At 51.1% G+C, this 19132-nt stretch carries 19 protein-coding genes; 13 read left to right on the top strand and 6 right to left on the bottom strand.

The genetic code is table 11. From position 1 onward, the window contains the following. Nucleotides 1-40: 40 nt before the first annotated feature. Nucleotides 41-1132 carry an AI-2E family transporter gene (locus tag AYI96_RS09605; RefSeq protein ID WP_039032943.1) on the top strand — a complete coding sequence of 364 codons (1092 nt, stop codon included), beginning with the start codon at nucleotides 41-43 and terminating at the stop codon, nucleotides 1130-1132. 65 nt (nucleotides 1133-1197) lie between these two features. Here AYI96_RS09605 and AYI96_RS09600 read toward each other — a convergent pair whose 3' ends face one another. Then, nucleotides 1198-2091, bottom strand: a complete 894-nt coding sequence (locus tag AYI96_RS09600; protein ID WP_144361501.1) for a LysR family transcriptional regulator ArgP — start codon at nucleotides 2089-2091, stop codon at nucleotides 1198-1200. Between the two features lie 156 nt (nucleotides 2092-2247). On the opposite strand from AYI96_RS09600, the gene AYI96_RS09595 reads away from it, so the two are divergent. After that, the gene (locus AYI96_RS09595) at nucleotides 2248-2874 is read left to right on the top strand and encodes a LysE/ArgO family amino acid transporter (protein ID WP_039032945.1); all 627 of its coding nucleotides are present in this window, start codon (nucleotides 2248-2250) and stop codon (nucleotides 2872-2874) included. A 112-nt stretch (nucleotides 2875-2986) separates the two neighbouring features. On the opposite strand, the gene AYI96_RS09590 is transcribed toward AYI96_RS09595, so the two are convergent. The 4 genes from AYI96_RS09590 to AYI96_RS09575 form a co-directional block, all read right to left on the bottom strand. Beyond that, nucleotides 2987-4588, bottom strand: coding sequence for a PepSY-associated TM helix domain-containing protein (locus AYI96_RS09590; RefSeq protein ID WP_144361500.1), 1602 nt, complete (start codon nucleotides 4586-4588; stop codon nucleotides 2987-2989). After that, complete coding sequence (locus AYI96_RS09585) at nucleotides 4589-4876, bottom strand: hypothetical protein (protein WP_028779881.1); 288 nt, start codon at nucleotides 4874-4876, stop codon at nucleotides 4589-4591. Beyond that, entirely contained in the window at nucleotides 4873-5130 is a 258-nt protein-coding gene (locus AYI96_RS09580; RefSeq protein WP_039032947.1) for a hypothetical protein, read from the bottom strand. The genes AYI96_RS09585 and AYI96_RS09580 overlap by 4 nt, the downstream gene beginning before the upstream one ends. A 908-nt stretch (nucleotides 5131-6038) precedes the next feature. Continuing rightward, entirely contained in the window at nucleotides 6039-7316 is a 1278-nt protein-coding gene (locus tag AYI96_RS09575) for a tyrosine-type recombinase/integrase (RefSeq protein WP_039032948.1), read from the bottom strand. 507 nt (nucleotides 7317-7823) lie between these two features. Between AYI96_RS09575 and AYI96_RS09565 the strand changes: the two genes are divergently transcribed. Then, nucleotides 7824-9401, top strand: a complete 1578-nt coding sequence (locus AYI96_RS09565; protein ID WP_144361499.1) for a response regulator — start codon at nucleotides 7824-7826, stop codon at nucleotides 9399-9401. A gap of 36 nt (nucleotides 9402-9437) precedes the next feature. On the opposite strand, the gene AYI96_RS09560 is transcribed toward AYI96_RS09565, so the two are convergent. Beyond that, nucleotides 9438-9899, bottom strand: coding sequence for a hypothetical protein (locus tag AYI96_RS09560; protein WP_039032949.1), 462 nt, complete (start codon nucleotides 9897-9899; stop codon nucleotides 9438-9440). A 265-nt stretch (nucleotides 9900-10164) separates the two neighbouring features. Between AYI96_RS09560 and ccoN the strand changes: the two genes are divergently transcribed. From ccoN to uspE, 10 genes are all read left to right on the top strand, one after another. Then, on the top strand, nucleotides 10165-11601 hold the full coding sequence (gene ccoN, locus AYI96_RS09555) for a cytochrome-c oxidase, cbb3-type subunit I (protein WP_028779894.1): 1437 nt from the start codon (nucleotides 10165-10167) through the stop codon (nucleotides 11599-11601). A 12-nt stretch (nucleotides 11602-11613) separates the two neighbouring features. Further along, on the top strand, nucleotides 11614-12219 hold the full coding sequence (gene ccoO, locus AYI96_RS09550; RefSeq protein ID WP_025010382.1) for a cytochrome-c oxidase, cbb3-type subunit II: 606 nt from the start codon (nucleotides 11614-11616) through the stop codon (nucleotides 12217-12219). 10 nt (nucleotides 12220-12229) lie between these two features. Next, nucleotides 12230-12406, top strand: coding sequence for a CcoQ/FixQ family Cbb3-type cytochrome c oxidase assembly chaperone (locus AYI96_RS09545; protein ID WP_039032950.1), 177 nt, complete (start codon nucleotides 12230-12232; stop codon nucleotides 12404-12406). 5 nt (nucleotides 12407-12411) lie between these two features. Beyond that, complete coding sequence (ccoP, locus tag AYI96_RS09540) at nucleotides 12412-13392, top strand: cytochrome-c oxidase, cbb3-type subunit III (protein WP_039033029.1); 981 nt, start codon at nucleotides 12412-12414, stop codon at nucleotides 13390-13392. Nucleotides 13393-13496: 104 nt separating this feature from the next. Next, nucleotides 13497-13976 carry a FixH family protein gene (locus AYI96_RS09535; protein WP_039032951.1) on the top strand — a complete coding sequence of 160 codons (480 nt, stop codon included), beginning with the start codon at nucleotides 13497-13499 and terminating at the stop codon, nucleotides 13974-13976. A gap of 8 nt (nucleotides 13977-13984) precedes the next feature. Next, nucleotides 13985-16381, top strand: coding sequence for a heavy metal translocating P-type ATPase (locus tag AYI96_RS09530; protein WP_039032952.1), 2397 nt, complete (start codon nucleotides 13985-13987; stop codon nucleotides 16379-16381). Beyond that, a complete protein-coding gene (ccoS, locus tag AYI96_RS09525; RefSeq protein ID WP_144361498.1) occupies nucleotides 16378-16605 on the top strand; it encodes a cbb3-type cytochrome oxidase assembly protein CcoS in 228 nt (75 codons plus the stop codon). Before AYI96_RS09530 ends, ccoS begins: the two co-directional genes overlap by 4 nt. Continuing rightward, nucleotides 16595-17287, top strand: a complete 693-nt coding sequence (locus AYI96_RS09520; RefSeq protein ID WP_039032954.1) for a sulfite exporter TauE/SafE family protein — start codon at nucleotides 16595-16597, stop codon at nucleotides 17285-17287. Before ccoS ends, AYI96_RS09520 begins: the two co-directional genes overlap by 11 nt. Before the next feature lie 55 nt (nucleotides 17288-17342). Continuing rightward, nucleotides 17343-18095 carry an electron transport transcriptional regulator EtrA gene (etrA, locus tag AYI96_RS09515; protein WP_025010389.1) on the top strand — a complete coding sequence of 251 codons (753 nt, stop codon included), beginning with the start codon at nucleotides 17343-17345 and terminating at the stop codon, nucleotides 18093-18095. 89 nt (nucleotides 18096-18184) lie between these two features. Next, complete coding sequence (gene uspE / locus AYI96_RS09510) at nucleotides 18185-19111, top strand: universal stress protein UspE (protein ID WP_039032955.1); 927 nt, start codon at nucleotides 18185-18187, stop codon at nucleotides 19109-19111. Nucleotides 19112-19132: the final 21 nt, after the last annotated feature.

Genomic DNA, 19132 nt, shown 5'->3' with positions numbered 1-19132 from the left:
AATCAAGATGGCGCAGCCATCATCAGCACAGGAATCCCGGATGTTTAGCTATTTGAGTCGTTGGTACCAAGCCCGCTTCAGTGATCCTCAGGCTCTGACACTATTGTTTATTCTGCTTGGCATTGCGTTGACCATCTACTTTGCCGGTGGTTTGTTGATGCCGCTGCTGGTCGCTCTGGTATTGGCCTTTTTGCTGGAGTGGCCGGTGGCACAAATGGCGAGGATAGGGGTAAGCCGCACTGCGGCCGCCTCTTTGGTATTGGTCCTCTTTATCGGCTTAATGATCCTGTTGTCATTTGGCCTGATCCCCAGCATCTGGCGCCAGGGGGCAGCACTGCTTAGCGATCTGCCCAACATGCTCGATAAGGGAATAATCCTGCTACAGGAGCAGGCGCAACAGTATCCGCAGTTTATCTCAACAGATCAGCTCGATACCATGGTGTCCGAACTCAAAAAATTGCTCGATACCCAGCATCTTTTGGATATTGCCACTCAGCTCCTCGGCTATTCGGCCTCTTTGCTGGTATTGATGGTTTACGCCATCCTGGTGCCGCTGCTGGTATTCTTCTTCCTCAAGGATAAAGATGAGCTGATCCGCGGCAGCAAGCGCTTCTTCCCCAGCAATCGTGAGCTGGCCCGTAAGGTTTGGTTCGAGATGAATCAGCAGATCTTCAATTACATTCGCGGCAAGGTGATTGAAATTGTGATTGTCGGGGTCGTGAGTTACGTGTTCTTCGCCCTGATGGATCTGCGTTATGCGGCGCTGCTCGGGGTGTTGACTGGACTTTCAGTGCTCATTCCTTATGTCGGTGCCACCTTGGTGACCTTACCGATTGCCCTGGTTGCCTTCTTCCAGTGGGGTGTCAGCCCCGAGTTCGGTTATTTGATGCTGGGTTACGGCATCATTCAGGCGCTGGATGGCAACCTGCTGGTGCCTTTGTTGTTCTCCGATGCGGTGGACTTGCATCCGGTGATCATTATCGCAGCAGTGTTGGTCTTCGGCGGCCTTTGGGGCGTTTGGGGCGTGTTCTTCGCCATCCCGCTGGCCTCGCTGGTCAAGGCTGTACTGAACGCCTGGCCCAACGCCGAAGCCGATGCGGCCAAAGCCGCTTTAGAGGCGCAAGCCGAATAAGGCGGTCAATTTCAAGTTAACTGATACAGGCGGCCTAAGGTCGCCTGTGTTTTTTCAATCGCTATTCATTCGGGCAACAAGTGGTTTCTGGCACTTGCCGCCAATGCCCTGAATACCAACGTGGTCTGCTTGGCCTTGAGGTTCCAGTGCTGCCAATAGAGTGGCACCCGCATCCGCATCATGGGTGTCAGCTCTATCAGGCGCCCGGATGCCAGCAGCGGCTGTGCTTGCAGATGGCCCACCAGTCCATAACCCAACCCTTGTAAAATCGCTTCCAGAAAGCCTTCCGATGAAGGTACTGTGTGTTGCCACCATTGTCCCGGCAGCATCTCGAAGTAGCGCTTCAAGTACTTTTCATGCAGCTTGTCGCGGGTGGAGAACACCACTGCCGGTGCCGAGGCAAGTGAGTCGGTATTCGGCAGACCGTCGAAATAACGTTCGGCAAACTCAGGCGTGGCCACACAGGCATACTCCATCACCCCGAGAAACTCGCTGGAGCAGCCGTTCATCGCTTGCCCCAAGGTGGTCACGCAGCCAACCGCTTCACCGTTTTTCAGTAGGTGATGAGTGTAAGACTCGTCATCCACAATCAGCTCCAACAGCCAACCGCGGCGGGCGAACATAGCACTGATAGCCGGCAGGAACCAGGTTGCCAGACTGTCGGCGTTCACCGCAATTCTCACTACAGTGGGCATGGCCGGATCGTCGGCGTCCATTTCGGCTCTGAGTTCAGTCTCCAGCAATTCGACCTGAGCATAGTGGCGCAAGAGCCGTTTGCCTGTTGGTGTCGGCACTACAGGGTTACTTCTGATGAGCAGCGCTTGTCCCACTCTTTCTTCCAGCTGCTTTATCCGCTGTGATACCGCCGATTGGGTCACATGCAGCCGTTTGGCGGCCCGCTCAAAACCGCCTTCGGCGACCACTACTGACAAAGCCTTGAGATGACTGTAGTCCAGCATAACGACTCCTTGGGTTAATCCTTGCTCGATTATAAGTTTTGCTAATGACCAATAAAAAACATTAGTTATATTAATTTTCTTGCCGGGAGTAAACTGCCGCCATTGAAAACCTTTATTGGTCGCCGATTATTGCGACGACCTGCTGTTGGAGAGATTATGCAAACCGCTTTCATTCAGGGCATGGGGATAGGTGCCAGTCTGATCATTGCCGTGGGAGCTCAGAACGCCTTTGTATTGAAGCAAGGCATCAAACGTGCCTATCCGTTTCCTATCGCCTTGACCTGTTCTTTGATAGATGCCCTGATGATTACTGCTGGGGTTGCCGGGCTTGGTCAGTTGATCTTGGCCGCACCGGCCATTAAACATCTGGCGAGCTTTGGCGGCGCAGCCTTTCTGCTGTGGTACGGCTTTAATGCGCTACGTTCCTCGTTCAAGAGTCAGGGGTTGCAGACCGGGGATACCGAAGCCGCGGATTCGTTTCGCAAGGCGATGATCACCACCTTGGCGATAAGCTTTTTGAACCCGCATCTTTATCTGGATACCGTGGTTTTACTGGGCAGCATAAGCACAAAGTTTGATACCGAGGTCAGGGGCTGGTTTGGTGCCGGTGCGGTGCTGGCTTCCTTTATCTGGTTCTTTAGTTTGAGCTTTGGTGCGCGCCTGTTGGCTCCCGTGTTCAGCCGTCCCGCGGCCTGGCGTTATCTGGACAGATTTATCTGGTTGACCATGTGGTCAATCGCCTTGGCTATCCTGTGGCCCTATTTTCAGGGAAGGGGTTTCTGAGGCAAGCTTAAGTATTTTGCAAAACACAAAAGCCCGCATCGCGGGCTTTTGTTATGGTTTGATTCAAACGAATGGACTAAGACTGAATGCTGGTTTGCAGCCCAGCAACAGGCTATTTTTGCGGCATGGCCCAGATACTGTCAGTCGGACCCTGGGTCGCTCGTTTAAAGGTTTTGAGTGCGCCAAAGGCAAAGATGGCGGCAAAACCGAATGCAGTAAGATCCACCGCCCAGGTGCCCGGGGTCTGCGGTGCCCAAATTCCAAGGCCGGGTGCCAGCAACGCCAGCATGGATGTCAGCGGCATTGCCACACAGACCAGCGCCGATAGTGCTTGCAGCGTTACCGCGGCTCTGGCAGCACCACGCCAGAAAGCATAAGCCAGGGCGAAAAGGAAACTGGCGTAGTAACTCCACAGATAGAGATGATTGATATTCTCTACATGAGCATATCCCCATTTGCCCAGCAACATGGCCAGCGCCACGCCTAACATTGAACCCAAGCAAATTCCCACAGTAGCGGCCCCAAGGAGCCTGACTCTTCTTGGTTGCTGTGGAATAGGCTCTCCCTTGCGCTGTTTACTGCGGCGCTTTTCCAGCCATAACAGATTACCGCTGTAAAACAGCATGGCACCACTCATTCCGAGGAAAAAATAGAGCCAGCGACCGGGATAGCCGCCGTAGGAGCCAAAGTGAAGTCCAAAGAATACCGAAACCATCCGGCCCCAAACGCCTTCTTCACCCGGAGTAAAGGTGCTGTTGCCCACCTCAAAGGTGTAGGGATTGATATAAAGGAAGTCTCCTATGGGGCCGCGCATCAAGGCTTCTTCGTTATACATGGCCATCCGGACCATGGGAGCCGGAGTATCCATACCCATATAGGTCAAACTGAGCGTCTGATAACCGGGCGCGAAGCTTTCGGCCCGAGCAACCAGTTCGGTTATCGGGGGCAGGGTGCTCAGTGAGCGCACTTCGCCCTTGGGCGCTTCACGGTTGAACATCGGCTTATCGCCGTAAACAAACTGCCCCAAGGCGCCGTACAATTGATCGTGAAACACAAACACCACCACAGTCACACTGATAATGATATGAAATGGCAGTGCGGTGATGCCAAGCAGATTGTGGCTGTCGAGCCAAAAACGATTGGGGCCTTTCTTGCGCCTTAAGGCAAACAGCGTTTTCACCAGAGTAGGCAGCAGGAAGATCACCCCGGAAACCAACGCCATAAAATAGAGAATGCCAGCAACCCCCATAAAATAAGCACCGAGCTGCTCGTGTCCCATATCGCCAGGAATACCGCCGGTGCGGTGCAGCTCATCTATCAAGCGTGCCAGTTGACTCTTGGGTTCCTTATGGGAGATGAGCTCACCTTGATTGTTTAAACTGGCATGCCAAAGCTCATCGCCCAGACCCCATTGCCGCTCACTGCCGGAGGCGTACCAACTCAAAGGCGAATGCTTGTCGCTGGCAAGATGAAGGCTGAAACCCTTACTTAACTCAGGGTGTTGCGCTCTGGCTTCACTGAGTAGTTGGTCCATCTGTTCCAGTTTCACCTGTGGCAAAATGGTTTGCGGCGGTGATGACCAGGCGGCAATCTCTTCCTTGAACATGGTCAGGGCGCCGGCATAAAAACCGATAAACAGTAAAATCCCGGCGAGTATGCCCACCCAGGTATGAAGTGTTTGATAAATTCTGAGAATATCGCTGCGGATCTGCATTTACTTAACCCACCATAGTAGCAGCCATGCAAGCACGTTGGCCGCCATTAGCCAGAAAATGGCGCGGCGGGCACTGTAGAACAAATAGCTGAAGCTGAAGAATGAAAGCCAGAGTGGCGCTATCAGCCACATATTGAATTGCACCTTATCTTTGGCATCTATTCCACCAGGCCCCACCCAGGCAAAGATACCACTGAGTGCTACTGCCAGGGCAAAGCCCAGCAAGGCGCCGGCAAGGGTTTTCCCCAGCCAATCAGGGCGGATTTTATCTTTTTTAATGGTTGTCATTCGTTGTCTCCCTTGAGCAGGGAAATAAAGGGCAGGGAGCCCAGCAGCATGGAAAGCAACATTAGCCAAAAGAACAGTGCGGCCGAAGCCGTCAGCAGTAAACCCCAGCCGAGCAGAGTCAGCAGCAATAATAAAGTGCCCAGTAGATTGGCCTGCCAGGGCAAAGGTTTGGCAAGCAAGGCCTGGTGTTTACTGCCTAAATAGATAAGCAGTGAACCCAGGGTCATCGCCAGGATCAACAGGAGGTACCACATGAGTTGCGATGTCCGAAGAATTAGTTTGATAAAGAATCGCAACATAGCACAAGTATCAGACCCGTTAAATGATATTTGTTCGCATTTACAATTAGGGCTGGCTTAAACACAGGCTACTGATATTAATGCTTAAACCTATGAACAACTCACATCAAACCTTTGAAATGATACTGGGGATGTGACCCCACATATGGTCGTGGCCAGGAAGTTAAGCCGCTATGTGGACTGGCACTGCATTTTTGATTGACAGCTGTTGTTTAAAGGCGCTGTAAGCCTTTCTTGGGAACATCTCCAATGGAGGGTCTAATGTGGAAAGAACTGGTATTCAGGGATGTCGTTCATAGCTCAATGCATTGTTGAGGTCACTGGAATTACCGGAGCCATTTGACCGGCAAATGGAAACTTAGCCTCTTGATAACTATGCCTCTTGATAACTATGTTGAATAGAGTAAAGCATCCGAGATCCTGGTTATTTCAGACCAGCCAGCTATAAGGTGTAGAGACAATCGCGATGAAGCAAGGGTTATGGGGAAAGCAACTCATAAGCTAAGTGGGACAAATTAATTAAATTGATGGGGCAAATCGTTGGCAAGTACTTAGTCTTAATGACGTCAGTAATTATCTGGCGTAGTTGCAAGATAAGCAATTCAGGACATTCTTGGTTATTGTATGTTTTACATGAGACAGGCATCCATGATGCAGGGTGCGGGGGCATGGATTTGTAGAGAAAGCAGAAAGAATAAAAGAATATATGTAGATAGATTCATTCAGACTCTATTTAACATAATATACATTGTGCGCATTTTTATGTGCAGCTGTTTGAAATCTGGAGTGTTATTACCGGTAATTCCAGGTTTAAGGCAACTTTTGCTCCTAAGCCACCTTAACCTCTGTGCAATATCCTTGGATTAACTCTCAATTCCTTGCAGTCGATCCAATGGTTTGGCGGATGCGCTCTGGTGCCTTTCTTCCTGACTGGTGTGCAGGTACTGCGATGTTGTGTCTATGCTTTCATGACCGGCGTCAGCTTGCACGTGTGATAAAGGTCGCCCGTTGAGATTGATGTCATGGGTGATCCCAGTATGACGAATGCTGTGCGCTGTGAGTTGCCGCATTTCATTGGCTTCACGGATAAAGCCATCCTTCTCGGCATCATCGGCGGCGCAGTTTATCAGAAACTGAATTTCATCCCGCAGTTGACGTATACCGAGGTTGGCATTGAGCACGCCGCTTTCCCGCCCTCGGCCGGCGGCGCGATGCCGTATAAACAGCGGCGTGGTTTCATTGGCTTCGGGATAATCGCTCAGTCCCAGGTGGCGCCGGTAACATTGCAGTGATTGCAGCAACGCCTTGGATACGGCTACGTTTCTGGCCTTGCCGCCTTTGCTCCTGGGAATATGAAAATACCAGATGCCACTGTGATTATGACGCTTGAATTGACTCATGGTTGGTGCATAACCGGCGCGGGCGGCAATTTCCGAGATCCGCAGATAACAGCCGTACATCAGGTTAATCAAGAACAGACTGCGTTGGTGTTGTGCCGGCAGCGTTTCCGCCAGTCGCTGTACGCAAGCCACAAGATAAGACCATTGCAACTCACTGAACACCTTAAGTTGCTCTTCGGCAGGATCTAACCTGAACTTACTCTTATTAGCAAAGCGGCTGTGATTGAGCCAGAGTTGCGCCGGGTTGCGCTCGCAATACTCTTCGCTCATAAGATAAGTATAAAATGATGAAAGTATGGCAATTTTCGTCTTCAAGGCATTATCGCTCAGACTGTATGGCAAAGGTTTTCCAAGCGCCTTGCGCCCAATAAACGGTCGCCAGCTGGGATTGGGTTCCCGGCTCTGACTGAGCTTATCCGTCTTGAATTGTGGGACGTTGAAATAACCCACTAATTCTGTCGGTGGCGCCTGACAATAAGCCACGTAACGTCCTATTTCCCGTCTGCCTACCTTGGCTGCTGATATACCTGCAACATCGAAACACCAATGAAAAAAGGTTGTCAGTTCACTCCGGTAAGCCTTGTAGTTGTTTTCACTGTCTCTTTGTTCGTAAAGCCAGTCTGTTGCATGCTCAAGCAAGAGACCCGCATCGGCCACTTTACCCAGGCTTAAATGGGTTATATAGCTGTTGACCACAGGATTGCCCTGCAAAAGTAAGTCTGCGCGGTCAAACAACGGCATGGCAGATAACGGCTGATTGTCTTCCAAGGTAAAGCCTATTCTATAGCAATGATTATTATAGATTTTACCCTTTTTTCACTAATGCCGATAATGTTATTTATCGGCACTAATCTCTGTCTCACATTGGCTGCACTGGTGATCGCAATGGACTCTTTGCTTACAGCACCAAAGGCACAATTGCCAAACCTGCTTTTTGGATTGACTGTCGAGACAACGAAAGTCCGCGGCACATAACTCGCCCTTGTGGATCAACTCAGCCAGTTTGGCGACGGGTATCGCCATGCAGACCTCCTGATCAGTTTTATACGCTATTGTTCTGCTGTTGGCTTTCATTCTTTCACCCTTCGTTAATGAGAATAATTCTCAATATAGTAGATCCTGACGCTGCTGAAAATCCCCCTATCCCACCGTGAGCCAATTTTGTGAACAATTGCTAGCCCTTCTCTAGGCTTGGACTACACTTTTGATTGGTAAATCAAAACTATTCAAATGATTGGAGTCAGACTGATGCTGATCGACACGGCCAAGAAAGGCCCTTTATTTGCCTCTAAGACAGCTTCAACCCCCACAGATAATCTGCCCCCTTGGAAAATACTTGTGGTGGATGATGAACCTGATGTGCACACAGTCACTAAACTTGCCCTCTCCCGTTTCAAGCTCGATGGCCGCGGTTTGAGCTTTATCAACGCCTATAGTGGCGAACAAGCCAAAGAGTTACTGCAAGGCGAAGAGGATGTCGCCGTCGCCTTTATTGATGTGGTGATGGAAAGTGATCATGCCGGGCTTGAATTGGTACGTTGGATCCGTGAAAGGCTGCAAAATAAAGCTATCAGGCTGATTCTCCGCACCGGCCAACCCGGGCAAGCGCCGGAAGAGGACGTGATAGTCAACTATGACATCAATGACTATAAAGCCAAGGCCGAGCTGGACTCCCGTAAACTGACAACCTGTGTCTACTCTGCCCTTCGTTCTTTCAGGGACATTACCGAAATTGAGCAGGCGCGGCAGATGCAGCTCAATCATCGTCGCGGACTGGAGCGAGTACTCGGAGCGACTTCTGGCCTGTTTGAACTGCGCACTCTGCACAAATTTGCCGATGGCTTACTGACTCAGGTCGCCAACTTGTTGGAGTTAAAAGGCACTACAACCATACTCGGTTGTAACGCTATGGATGCAGTGACTGAGCCTGGTGAAAACAAAAAAATTCAAATCATTGCCGCCACAGGTGAATTTACCAACCACCACGAAAAGCCCTTGCCTGCAGAGATCCGCTCACTGATGGAAGAAGCCCTGAAAGAGCAGCGCTGCCTTTATCGGGATAACTGCTTTGTGGGCTACTTTCCGGCCAAGAATAACTGGGTCAACCTGCTTTATATGGATTCTGTCAGCCAGTTGACCGATCTGGATAAACAGCTTATCGACATCTTTGCCATCAATGTCGGGATGGCGTTTGAAAACCTGTTGCTGAACCAAGAGGTGGAAGATACTCAGTCGGAGCTTATTCTACGTCTTGGTGATGTGGTGGAAAGCCGCTCCAAGGAAGCGGCCAATCATGTAAAACGCATGGCCGAATATTGCCACGCGCTGGCGCTGATAGCCGGTTTGCCGGAGCCTGAAGCCGATCTGCTCAAGCGGGCAGCACCTATGCATGATATAGGGAAAATAGCCATTCCCGACAATGTGCTGCTCAAACCGGGGAAACTGGACGATATTGAATGGGATGTAATGCGCCAACACCCGATAATCGGCCATCAGATCCTGGCTAATTCTGAAAGGCCCATTTTAAAGGCTGCCGGCACCATAGCCTTGCAACATCATGAGAAATACGATGGCAGTGGCTATCCCAGAGGTCTCTCGGGCAAAGAGATCCACCCTTTTGCCAGAATCGTTGCCATTGCCGATGTGTTCGATGCGCTATCCCATGCCCGCTGCTATAAGCCGGCCTGGCCGCTCGATGACGTACTGAGTGAGATGCAATCCTGCAGCGGCAACCATTTTGATCCGAACTTTTTAAAGCTGTTTATCGATAACATAGATGTTTTCATCAAAATCAAAAACAGCTGGCGCGATGACGCGGGATCTTGAGTTGTTGCCAATGGCGCGTCAATAAGGTGATTCTTATTACTTTTGCTTGTGACTATCAGCAAGAAAGTCGAACCAAGTGGAGTACTGTTCTGTACCTTGCTGCCAACTGACAAACACCCGCCATACCATATAACCACTGCTGCAGGAGCCAAAAATCAGCTGGCCCTCAAATGATTCCCCTTCGGTGGCAGATGGCGTCATAGGAATGACGCCCATAAACATATCTCTGCCTTCTACACGAAGTTTGAGATTGGACACTGGGCGATCAAAGCCAAGCTGCCAGTGAATAGGCTTTTCGCTGGGGGCATATTCTGGGTTTAACATCAGAGAGATCTGCTGCTCGCCCAATTTTTTAACACAAGCAGACACGGAAAAATCACACAAACTGGGATCGCTGGCAGATTGGGTTGCGCTGGAAACTTGAGCCTGGTCACACCCAAGAAGCGCGAACAGGCTGAAAACGACGCAAAATAGCTTGGAAAGAGTCACGCTATGCATAAAATTTCACCTTATGCTGCAAGGTGTTAACATTCTATGGTCAAGTTTGATCTGGATCAACAATGTGTCCGGCAGATTGGTATCTTTTTTGATGTAGCTCAAGTATCATTGCATCGCCTGACGTTTTATTCCAAATATGCAGGCCAAGCCATTGACACAAGAGTGTGACTCTCATAGGGGACGCCTTCACTCGAGTCATTTTATAACAGGTAAAGGCCAGTCCTTTACTGAACAACAAGTAAAAGTAATAAGCAGTGGAAGCAATATGATGAACCATTCCCAGCCAACAGGCGCTGATTACAATTACACCGTTGTCCGCCAATTTGCCTTAACCACAGTTTTGTGGGGCATTATTGGTATGTCATTAGGTGTACTTATCGCGGCTCAGTTAATCTGGCCACAGCTGAACTTTGAGACTCCTTGGTTAACTTTCAGTCGTTTAAGACCGTTACATACCAATGCTGTGATCTTTGCGTTCGGCACATCAGCCCTTTTCGCCACATCCTATTATGTCGTTCAACGCACCTGTCAGACCCGTCTGTTTGCACCTAAGCTGGCTGCATTCACGTTCTGGGGCTGGCAAGCCATCATCCTTTCGGCCGTAATCACTCTGCCGCTGGGTATCACCAGCAGTAAAGAATATGCCGAACTGGAATGGCCGATTGATATCGCCATCGCCGTAGTCTGGATCGCTTATGCGACCGTGTTCTTCGGTACCATTATCAAACGAACCACTTCCCACATCTATGTGGCCAACTGGTTCTTTGGCGCCTTCATTATCACAGTAGCCGTACTGCACATAGTGAACTCCATGGCTGTTCCTGTCAGTCTGTGGAAATCATACTCGCTGTACAGTGGCGCCGTCGATGCTATGGTGCAATGGTGGTACGGCCATAACGCGGTAGGCTTCCTGCTGACTGCCGGTTTCCTCGGAATGATGTATTACTTCGTTCCCAAACAAGCCGGGCGTCCCGTTTACTCATATCGTCTGTCGATTGTCCACTTCTGGGCACTTATCGCCCTGTACATCTGGGCCGGTCCTCACCATCTGCATTACACCGCCCTGCCCGATTGGACTCAGTCTCTGGGTATGGTGATGTCACTGATCCTGTTCGCACCTTCTTGGGGCGGCATGATCAACGGTATCATGACCCTGTCCGGTGCTTGGCATAAACTGCGTACCGATCCGGTTCTGCGCTTCCTGGTGGTATCTCTGTCCTTCTACGGTATGTCTACCTTCGAAGGCCCTATGATGGCCATCAAGACAGTAAACGCACTGTCTCACTACACCGACTGGACCATTGGTCACGTTCACTCTGGTGCACTTGGCTGGGTTGCGATGGTGTCTATCGGTTCTCTGTACCACCTGATCCCTGTGCTGTTTGGTCATGGCCGCATGTACTCCACCAAGCTGGTGAACCTGCACTTCTGGCTGGCGACTATCGGTACCGTACTTTATATCGTTGCCATGTGGATCTCCGGTGTAATGCAAGGTCTGATGTGGCGCGCTGTGAACGCAGACGGCACCCTGACTTACAGCTTTGTTGAAAGTCTGGAAGCCTCTTATCCGTTCTACTTCGTCCGCTTCCTGGGTGGTTGTTTCTTCGTAACGGGTATGCTGATCATGGCTTACAACGTGCTGCGCACTGTTTATGCCCCTAAAGACTCTCTGCCTGCCATCGCAGAAGCCAAAGCCGCATAAGGAGCAGTAACGATGAAATTCAATCATGAAATAGTTGAGAAGAACGTCGGCCTGCTGGGTATCTTCACTGTGATTGCCATCAGTATTGGTGGCCTGGTGCAGATCACGCCGCTTATCTTCCAAAAAGATACCACTGAGCCGGTTGCCGGTCTCAAGCCTTACACAGCCCTGCAGCTGGAAGGCCGTGATATCTATATCCGTGAAGGATGTAACAACTGTCACAGTCAGATGATCCGTCCGCTGCGTGCCGAAACCGAGCGTTACGGCCACTATTCGGTTGCCGGTGAATCTGTTTGGGATCACCCATTCCTGTGGGGCTCCAAGCGCACCGGTCCCGACCTGGCCCGTGTGGGTGGTCGTTACAGTGACAAATGGCATGAAGTTCACCTGATCGATCCCCGTGCCGTTGTTCCTCAGTCCAACATGCCTGCCTTCCCTTGGCTTGCTGAAAACACCCTAACAGGTGAATACACAGCCAAGAAAATGGAAGTGATGCGTGGTTTTGGTGTGCCATACGAAGATAAAGATATCGAAGGCGCCCAAAAAGCCGTTGAAGGCAAGACAGAGCTGCAGGCGCTGATCGCCTATCTGCAGTCGCTGGGACACGCACTGAAATAAGGAGGCAAATATGGACTACGGCACTATACAAGGGATTATAACGCTGGTTTTGATCCTGGTTTTTGTCGGGATATTTGCTTGGGCATATAGCTCGCGTCGTCAAAAGCAATTCGACGAAGCGGCTAACCTGGTGTTTTCCGATGAAGAACAACACCAGAATGCGAAGGACTCAGGAGAACACAAATAATGTTAATGAGTAACTTCTGGAGTATCTGGATCACCGTACTCAGCTTACTGGTGATCGCAGGATGTTTTATTCTGCTACGGCTCTGCTCCAAAAACACCACGCCGGAGATTAAAGAAGGCGACCTGATGGACCACAGCTATGATGGTATCCAGGAGATCAACAACCCACTGCCTAAATGGTGGAGCTATCTCTTTTATATCACCATCATCTTTGGTCTGCTCTACCTGGTACTCTACCCAGGCCTGGGTAATTACAAAGGCCTGCTCGGCTGGAGTAGTTCCAACCAGAGCATAGGTACAGAGCAAGGCATCAAGGCCGACTCTGCCAAGGCGATTGCCGACGCAACAGAAGAAGGCCGTTGGGTGCAGTACGATCAGGAAGTGAAGCTTGCCGATGAGAAGTACGGCCCTATCTTCGAAGCCTATAAAGCAACGCCATTGGCCGAGCTGGTTAAGAACGAAGAAGCTCTCAAAGTAGGTGGCCGTCTGTTCCTGCAGAACTGTGCCCAGTGTCACGGCTCTGCCGGTCGTGGTGGCAAAGGTTTCCCTAACCTGACCGACGGTGACTGGTTGTACGGCGGCGAGTTGGAAACCATCAAGACCACCATAATGAACGGTCGTCACGGTATGATGCCACCTAAAGGTGGTCTGCCTATCGATGACAGCGAGATTGAAGGTTTGGCCGAATATGTGATTAGCCTGTCCGGTCGTGAACACGACGCGGCTTTGGCTGCCAAAGGCCAGGGTTCATTCATGAAGGGCTGTTTTGCCTGTCACGGTATGGACGCCAAAGGCAACAAGCTGATGGGTGCCCCTAACCTGACCGACAATGTCTGGCTCTACGGCGGCAGCCGTGGCGTGATAATGGAATCCATCAAGAACGGCCGCAGTGGCGTTATGCCACCTTGGAAAGACGTTCTCGGTGAAGAGAAAGTTCACGTTATCGCCGCTTACGTATACAGCTTGTCACATCAGGCAGAGAAGTAAGTTCGCTTGACTTTTCAAAGGCCTCGATAATTTCGGGGCCTTTGTTTTTAAAAAACCGCTTTCGCGATAGAATAGCCGCCCAAATAGAATAGTAGGTAAACAGTATGAGCGCTCCACAAGCCTGGTATAAGCAGTTCTGGCCTTGGTTTCTTATCGTTTTGCCCATGTGCGCCGTTATAGCCAGTTTTGCCACTCTGCGTATTGCCCTCACCAACTCCGATTCCCTGGTTGCCGACGACTACTATAAAAACGGTAAGGCAATTAACCAGGACATCCACAAAATTCAATATGCCCGTCAACTGGGGATGCAGTTTTCCCTTGAATGGCATAATGGTGAACTTTTGATAACCCAACACGGCGGCCCGGAATATCTCGCGGCAATGAATCTGGAGTTTTACCACCCAACTCTGGCAGAAAAGGATTTTACCCAAATGCTGACGGCTGATGCCTCCAAGGTCTATCGCTATATCCCCAATGAGTCGCTTGATGGCGCCTGGGTTGTGCGAATCGAAGGATTTGACCGTAAATGGCGTTTGCAGCAAAGACTGCAAATAGAAGCGGATAAAACCTACTGGCTCAATTGAGTGCTGTCATGACACATACAGTCTGTTTTCATTGTGGGGAGCCCGTGACCACGGGTATGCAGTTCAGTACAGTGATTGATGGTCAGGCTCAGCCCATGTGTTGTCTTGGCTGTCAGGCAGTGGCTCAGGCCATCATGGATGCCGGACTGACCAATTACTATAAATTTCGCTCCGAACCCGGCAGCAGGCAAAACGCTCTGGTGCCGGACGAGCTCAAGACCTTCAGTGCCTACGATCTTCCCGAAGTGCAGCAGGATTTTGTGCATGATCAAGGCAATCAAACCTCAGTCTCGCTATCGATTGACGGCATTACCTGTGCCGCCTGCGCCTGGCTCATCGAGCATAAAGTTAAACAGTTGCCCGGCATAGATTCGGTGCAGGTTAACTCCACCACCCAAAGAGCCCTCATCAGTTGGCGTCCGGCCGACATTAAGCTGTCTGAAATACTTAATCAAATCGGCCGTATCGGTTATCAGGCGGCGCCTTATCAGTTGGATGATCAGGAAGTTCAGAGTAAAAAGAACAGCCGTAAGTTTCTGCTGAGGCTTGGCTTGGCGGGCTTTGCCACCATGCAGGTGATGATGTTTGCCCTGGCGCTGTACGCCGGTTACTTTACCGGGCTTGAAGTGGAATATCGCGACTATTTCCGCTGGGTAAGCATGATGTTTGCCGCACCTGTGGTGTTCTATTCGGCGCAGCCTTTTTATTTCAGTGCGCTGCGGGCCCTGCTTGCCGGCAGGCTCAATATGGATGTGTCTGTCTCCATCGCCATCTGCGGCGCCTATATCGCCAGCTGTATTGCGACAGTACAAGGCACTGGCGAAGTCTATTTCGAGTCTGTGTCCATGTTCACCTTCTTCCTGTTGCTTGGGCGCTATTTTGAACAGGCGGCGCGGCAGAAAGCCTCGGTCAGTTCGAGTAACCTGCATAAGTTGGTGCCCTTGACCGCCCAACGTATTGCGGAAGATGGCAGCAACGAAGAGATCCCCGCCAAACGTCTGCAAATAGGCGACTTGGTGCTGGTAAGACCGGGGGAAGTGATCCCCGCCGACGGCTCGGTTGAGCACGGCCATTCTGCGGTCAACGAGGCCATGCTTACCGGCGAGCAGATGCCGCAGAGCAAACAGCCTGGAGACCAGGTTTATGCCGGTACCATCAATCAGGATCAACCACTGAAAGTACGGGTGAACGCCATAGGCCAAGATCAACTGGTGGCAGAAATCATCCGCTTGCAGGAACTGGCCTCCAATAACAAACCCGCCGTCGCCATGACGGCCGACAAGCTGTCGCGTTATTTCACCGGCACCATACTCAGCATAGCGGCTATCACTTATCTGGTGTGGCACCAGTTCTCACCCGAAGATGCTTTCTGGGTCACGCTGTCTGTATTGGTAGCTACCTGCCCATGCGCGCTGGCCCTGGCAACCCCGACTGCTGTGACCTGTGCTACGGCACTGTTTACCCGCCTCGGGGTGATTACCCGTAAAGCGGGGGTATTTGAAAAATTGCCACAAATTGATGCTGTCGTCTTTGACAAGACAGGCACCCTCACCTGCGGTAATCTGACCTTATTGGAAACCCGCATCAACAAAGGCCGTGAAGCTGAGTACAGCGAGTTGCAGGTAAAACAATTGGCGGCAGCGCTCGAAGCCGGTTCATTGCACCCGATAGCTCTGGCTTTCAGCCCTTATGGGGGCACACTTGAGGCTGAAAACGTGCATCATCAAGTGGCTCGCGGCATCAGCGGCCAAATCAATGGTCGCGATTTTAAGATAGGCAACGCCGAGTTTGTCGGTATCAAGTTTGCGCCAAGTCAGCAGCAACAGGTGTTCCTCGCCGATGAGCAAGGTTTGGTGGCCAGTTTTATTTTGCAAGACAGGCTGAGAGAAGACGCCAAGGATACGGTCGAGGCACTCAAGGCAAACAATATCCGTCTGGCGATTGCCAGCGGTGATACCCGGCCCCATGTCGAATCTCTGGCCCGGCAAGTTGGCATAACTGAAGTGCACGCAGACATGAGCCCGGCAGACAAGCTCGACTATGTACGCAGTTTGCAACAACAACATAAGGTAGCCATGTTCGGCGATGGCATCAATGATGCCCCAGTGCTTGCCGGCGCCGATCTCTCTATCGCCATGGGCAGTGGCACCGCGCTGGCGAAAAACAGTGCTGATCTGATTCTGCTTGGCGATCATCTGTGGCGCTTTACCCAAGCCATAGCCGTTGCCCGCAAAGCCAATCGTATCATTCGTCAAAATCTTGCCTGGGCTTTGGGATATAACCTTCTTATACTGCCTCTGGCCGTAACAGGTCATGTCGCACCATATATCGCCGCCATCGGCATGTCGGCCAGTTCGCTGATCGTTGTCAGCAACAGCCTCAGACTTCTCAGGGTCCGCTTATGAGTATTATTTACGTACTAATCCCCATCGCCATGCTGTTTGTGCTGATTGCTGTTGGTGTGTTTTTCTGGGCGGTAAAATCGGATCAATTTGACGATCTTGAGCGCCACAGTGTGTCGATTCTGTTTGATGAGGAACCTAAGGACAGCAAGACGCAACAGGAGCAATCTCAAACGGCTGAAACTGAAGTCACTCAAGCTCCTCAGGATAGAGGCAATGGAATATAACCTCACAGGTGCCTTTTTAGTGGGCCTAATGGGAGCCGGACACTGCTTTGGTATGTGCGGTGGTTTGGTGGGCGCCTTTTCCAGCCAGCTTCCCGCTGCCCGTCGAGGCCAGAATCCGCTGGCGCAACAACTCTCGTTTCTGCTTCCCTATAATCTTGGCCGTATTCTCAGTTACAGCCTGGCCGGCGCTTTGGTGGGCGGTTCTGCCGCTGGGCTTGGCATGCTGTTTGATATCGATATTTACCTCTTGGTGCTCAGGCTCATTGCCGGTGTGATGATGATCGCCATGGGGCTCTATATTGCCCGCATCTGGGTAGGGCTGGTGCAGATTGAGCGCCTGGGTCAGGGATTGTGGCATTTACTTAAACCATTGTCCCAAAAAGTGTTACCCGTGACTCACCCCGGGCAGGCTTTATTGGCTGGTATGGTCTGGGGCTGGTTGCCTTGTGGGCTGGTATACAGCACTCTTACCTGGGCCGTGGCCAGCGGCAGCGCCAGCCAGGGCGCGCTTATTATGCTTTGTTTCGGTTTGGGAACATTACCAGCCCTGCTCAGCGCCGGGGTTGCCGCCAAGGCGCTGGCCGACTGGGCTCAAAAGCGCGCCGTGCGTTTAATTGCCGGTTTACTCTTGGTTGGATTCGGGATCCAAACACTCTATATCGCCTTGGCTCAGCTCGACTAGCCGGGGTCAGTGAATTGGTTTAACATGGGAAGAGTCGCTTTACTTGAGAAAGACTATGACAATAGACAACAACAAGCATCGTCGCCCTGCTGCCGGGGGCTGTACCATTCATTGTCATGATTGCAGCATGGGGACCTTGTGTATTCCCTTTACGCTCAACACTAATGAGTTGGATCAGCTTGACAACATTATCGAACGCAAGAAACCCATTCAGAAAGGTGAACAGCTGTTCAAGTCCGGAGATCCGCTAAAGTCTCTATATGCTATTCGCTCCGGAACGATTAAAAGCTATACCATCACAGAACAGGGTGATGAGCAGATCACCGGCTTCCATCTGGCCGGTGATGTCATAGGTTTTGACGGTATCCATGCCCAGTCACACCAGAGTTTTGCCCAGGCCCTGGAAACCTCTATGGTCTGTGAAATCCCCTTCAATACTCTGGATGAACTCTCAGGTACCATGCCCAAACTCAGACAACAGATCATGCGCTTGATGAGTAATGAAATCATGAGTGACCAAGGGATGATCCTGCTGCTAAGCAAAAAGAATGCCGAGGAACGCTTGGCCGCTTTCATCAGTAACCTGGCCGCTCGTTTTGGCAGCCGTGGCTTCTCCCCTAGGGAATTTCGCCTCACCATGACCCGTGGTGATATAGGCAACTATCTTGGCCTGACGGTAGAAACTATCAGTCGTTTGCTGGGACGGTTCCAAAAGGCCGGACTAATTGAAGTGAAAGGCAAATATATCACTATACTGGATCTGGAAGAGCTCGACAGGTTGGCTGGAGCTGCCCGGATAGCAAGATAGCAAGCGATTCAATATATTGATCTCAAGCAATACAAATCACAGCCAATATCGCATGATATAGGTATATCCTGCGGAATAAGGAAAAAGCCATGAGGGACTATCAAAAGCTATTGGTCGTAGTCGACCCTACATCAGAACAGCAACCTGCTCTTGCCCGCGCGGTGGAACTCGCCACCCGCAGCAAGGCCAAGATCACTGTCTTTCTGTCTATCTTTGATTTCTCCTATGAAATGACCTCAATTCTTTCCAATCAGGAACGTGAGGCCATGCGTCAAGGGGTGATTAACCAACGTAAAGCCTGGATCGCTGATCTGCTCAAACCGCACCAGCAAGCCGGACTCGAGATAGACAGTGAAGTACTGTGGCACAACCGCCCGTTTGAGAGCATCATCAACTTTGCCATTCAGGGAGAATATGACCTGATAGTCAAAGGCACCCATGAGCACGACAAACTCAAAGCGGTTATTTTCACCCCCACCGACTGGCACTTGTTGCGTAAGGCTCCCGTACCTGTGTTGCTGGTAAAACAGCATGACTGGCCGGTAAAAGGTAAAATTCTCTGCGCCGTTAACGTTGCTTCTGAAGATGAAGAACATCAATCCCTGAACGGCAAGATCATTGAACATGCTCAAGAGCTTGCAGCCAAGTTCGATGCCGAGGTGCACCTGGTTAACGGTTATCCGGGAACTCCGGTCAACCTGGCGATTGAACTGCCGGACTTTGATGCCCACACTTACAACGAAACCATTCGCATGCAGCACGAGCAACGGGTCAATTATCTGGCCAACAGCTACGGGGTTGATACCGCCCACTGTCACGTGAAAGAAGGTCTGCCTGAGGATGTTATCCCTGAGCTGGCAGAGCAATTGGACGCCGAATTGGTCGTTCTCGGCACTGTGGGTCGTACCGGATTCTCTGCCGCGCTTATCGGCAACACAGCAGAACATGTGATAGATTCGGTCAACTGCGATCTGCTGGCGGTCAAACCCGACGGTTATAAGTCGCCTCTGGCCTGAGTCGCCCCTTTACCCGACCGG

Origin of the sequence: Shewanella sp. MSW, assembly GCF_007636515.1 — a bacterium.
Classification (GTDB): Bacteria; Pseudomonadota; Gammaproteobacteria; order Enterobacterales; family Shewanellaceae; genus Shewanella; species Shewanella indica.
The sequence above is the reverse complement of the archived record's forward strand: the minus strand, read 5'-3'. Positions and strand labels throughout refer to the sequence as shown.

Coding starts and splice junctions, on each gene's coding strand:
- AYI96_RS09585 (WP_028779881.1), bottom strand. CDS start 4,876: ATGACAACCATTAAAAAAGATAAAATCCGCCCTGATTGGCTGGGGAAA.
- ccoO (WP_025010382.1), top strand. CDS start 11,614: ATGAAATTCAATCATGAAATAGTTGAGAAGAACGTCGGCCTGCTGGGT.
- AYI96_RS09575 (WP_039032948.1), bottom strand. CDS start 7,316: ATGCCGTTGTTTGACCGCGCAGACTTACTTTTGCAGGGCAATCCTGTG.
- ccoN (WP_028779894.1), top strand. CDS start 10,165: ATGATGAACCATTCCCAGCCAACAGGCGCTGATTACAATTACACCGTT.
- uspE (WP_039032955.1), top strand. CDS start 18,185: ATGAGGGACTATCAAAAGCTATTGGTCGTAGTCGACCCTACATCAGAA.
- AYI96_RS09560 (WP_039032949.1), bottom strand. CDS start 9,899: ATGCATAGCGTGACTCTTTCCAAGCTATTTTGCGTCGTTTTCAGCCTG.
- AYI96_RS09590 (WP_144361500.1), bottom strand. CDS start 4,588: ATGCAGATCCGCAGCGATATTCTCAGAATTTATCAAACACTTCATACC.
- AYI96_RS09580 (WP_039032947.1), bottom strand. CDS start 5,130: ATGTGGTACCTCCTGTTGATCCTGGCGATGACCCTGGGTTCACTGCTT.
- AYI96_RS09535 (WP_039032951.1), top strand. CDS start 13,497: ATGAGCGCTCCACAAGCCTGGTATAAGCAGTTCTGGCCTTGGTTTCTT.
- AYI96_RS09530 (WP_039032952.1), top strand. CDS start 13,985: ATGACACATACAGTCTGTTTTCATTGTGGGGAGCCCGTGACCACGGGT.
- etrA (WP_025010389.1), top strand. CDS start 17,343: ATGACAATAGACAACAACAAGCATCGTCGCCCTGCTGCCGGGGGCTGT.
- ccoP (WP_039033029.1), top strand. CDS start 12,412: ATGAGTAACTTCTGGAGTATCTGGATCACCGTACTCAGCTTACTGGTG.
- AYI96_RS09605 (WP_039032943.1), top strand. CDS start 41: ATGTTTAGCTATTTGAGTCGTTGGTACCAAGCCCGCTTCAGTGATCCT.
- AYI96_RS09520 (WP_039032954.1), top strand. CDS start 16,595: ATGGAATATAACCTCACAGGTGCCTTTTTAGTGGGCCTAATGGGAGCC.
- AYI96_RS09565 (WP_144361499.1), top strand. CDS start 7,824: ATGCTGATCGACACGGCCAAGAAAGGCCCTTTATTTGCCTCTAAGACA.
- ccoS (WP_144361498.1), top strand. CDS start 16,378: ATGAGTATTATTTACGTACTAATCCCCATCGCCATGCTGTTTGTGCTG.
- AYI96_RS09600 (WP_144361501.1), bottom strand. CDS start 2,091: ATGCTGGACTACAGTCATCTCAAGGCTTTGTCAGTAGTGGTCGCCGAA.
- AYI96_RS09545 (WP_039032950.1), top strand. CDS start 12,230: ATGGACTACGGCACTATACAAGGGATTATAACGCTGGTTTTGATCCTG.
- AYI96_RS09595 (WP_039032945.1), top strand. CDS start 2,248: ATGCAAACCGCTTTCATTCAGGGCATGGGGATAGGTGCCAGTCTGATC.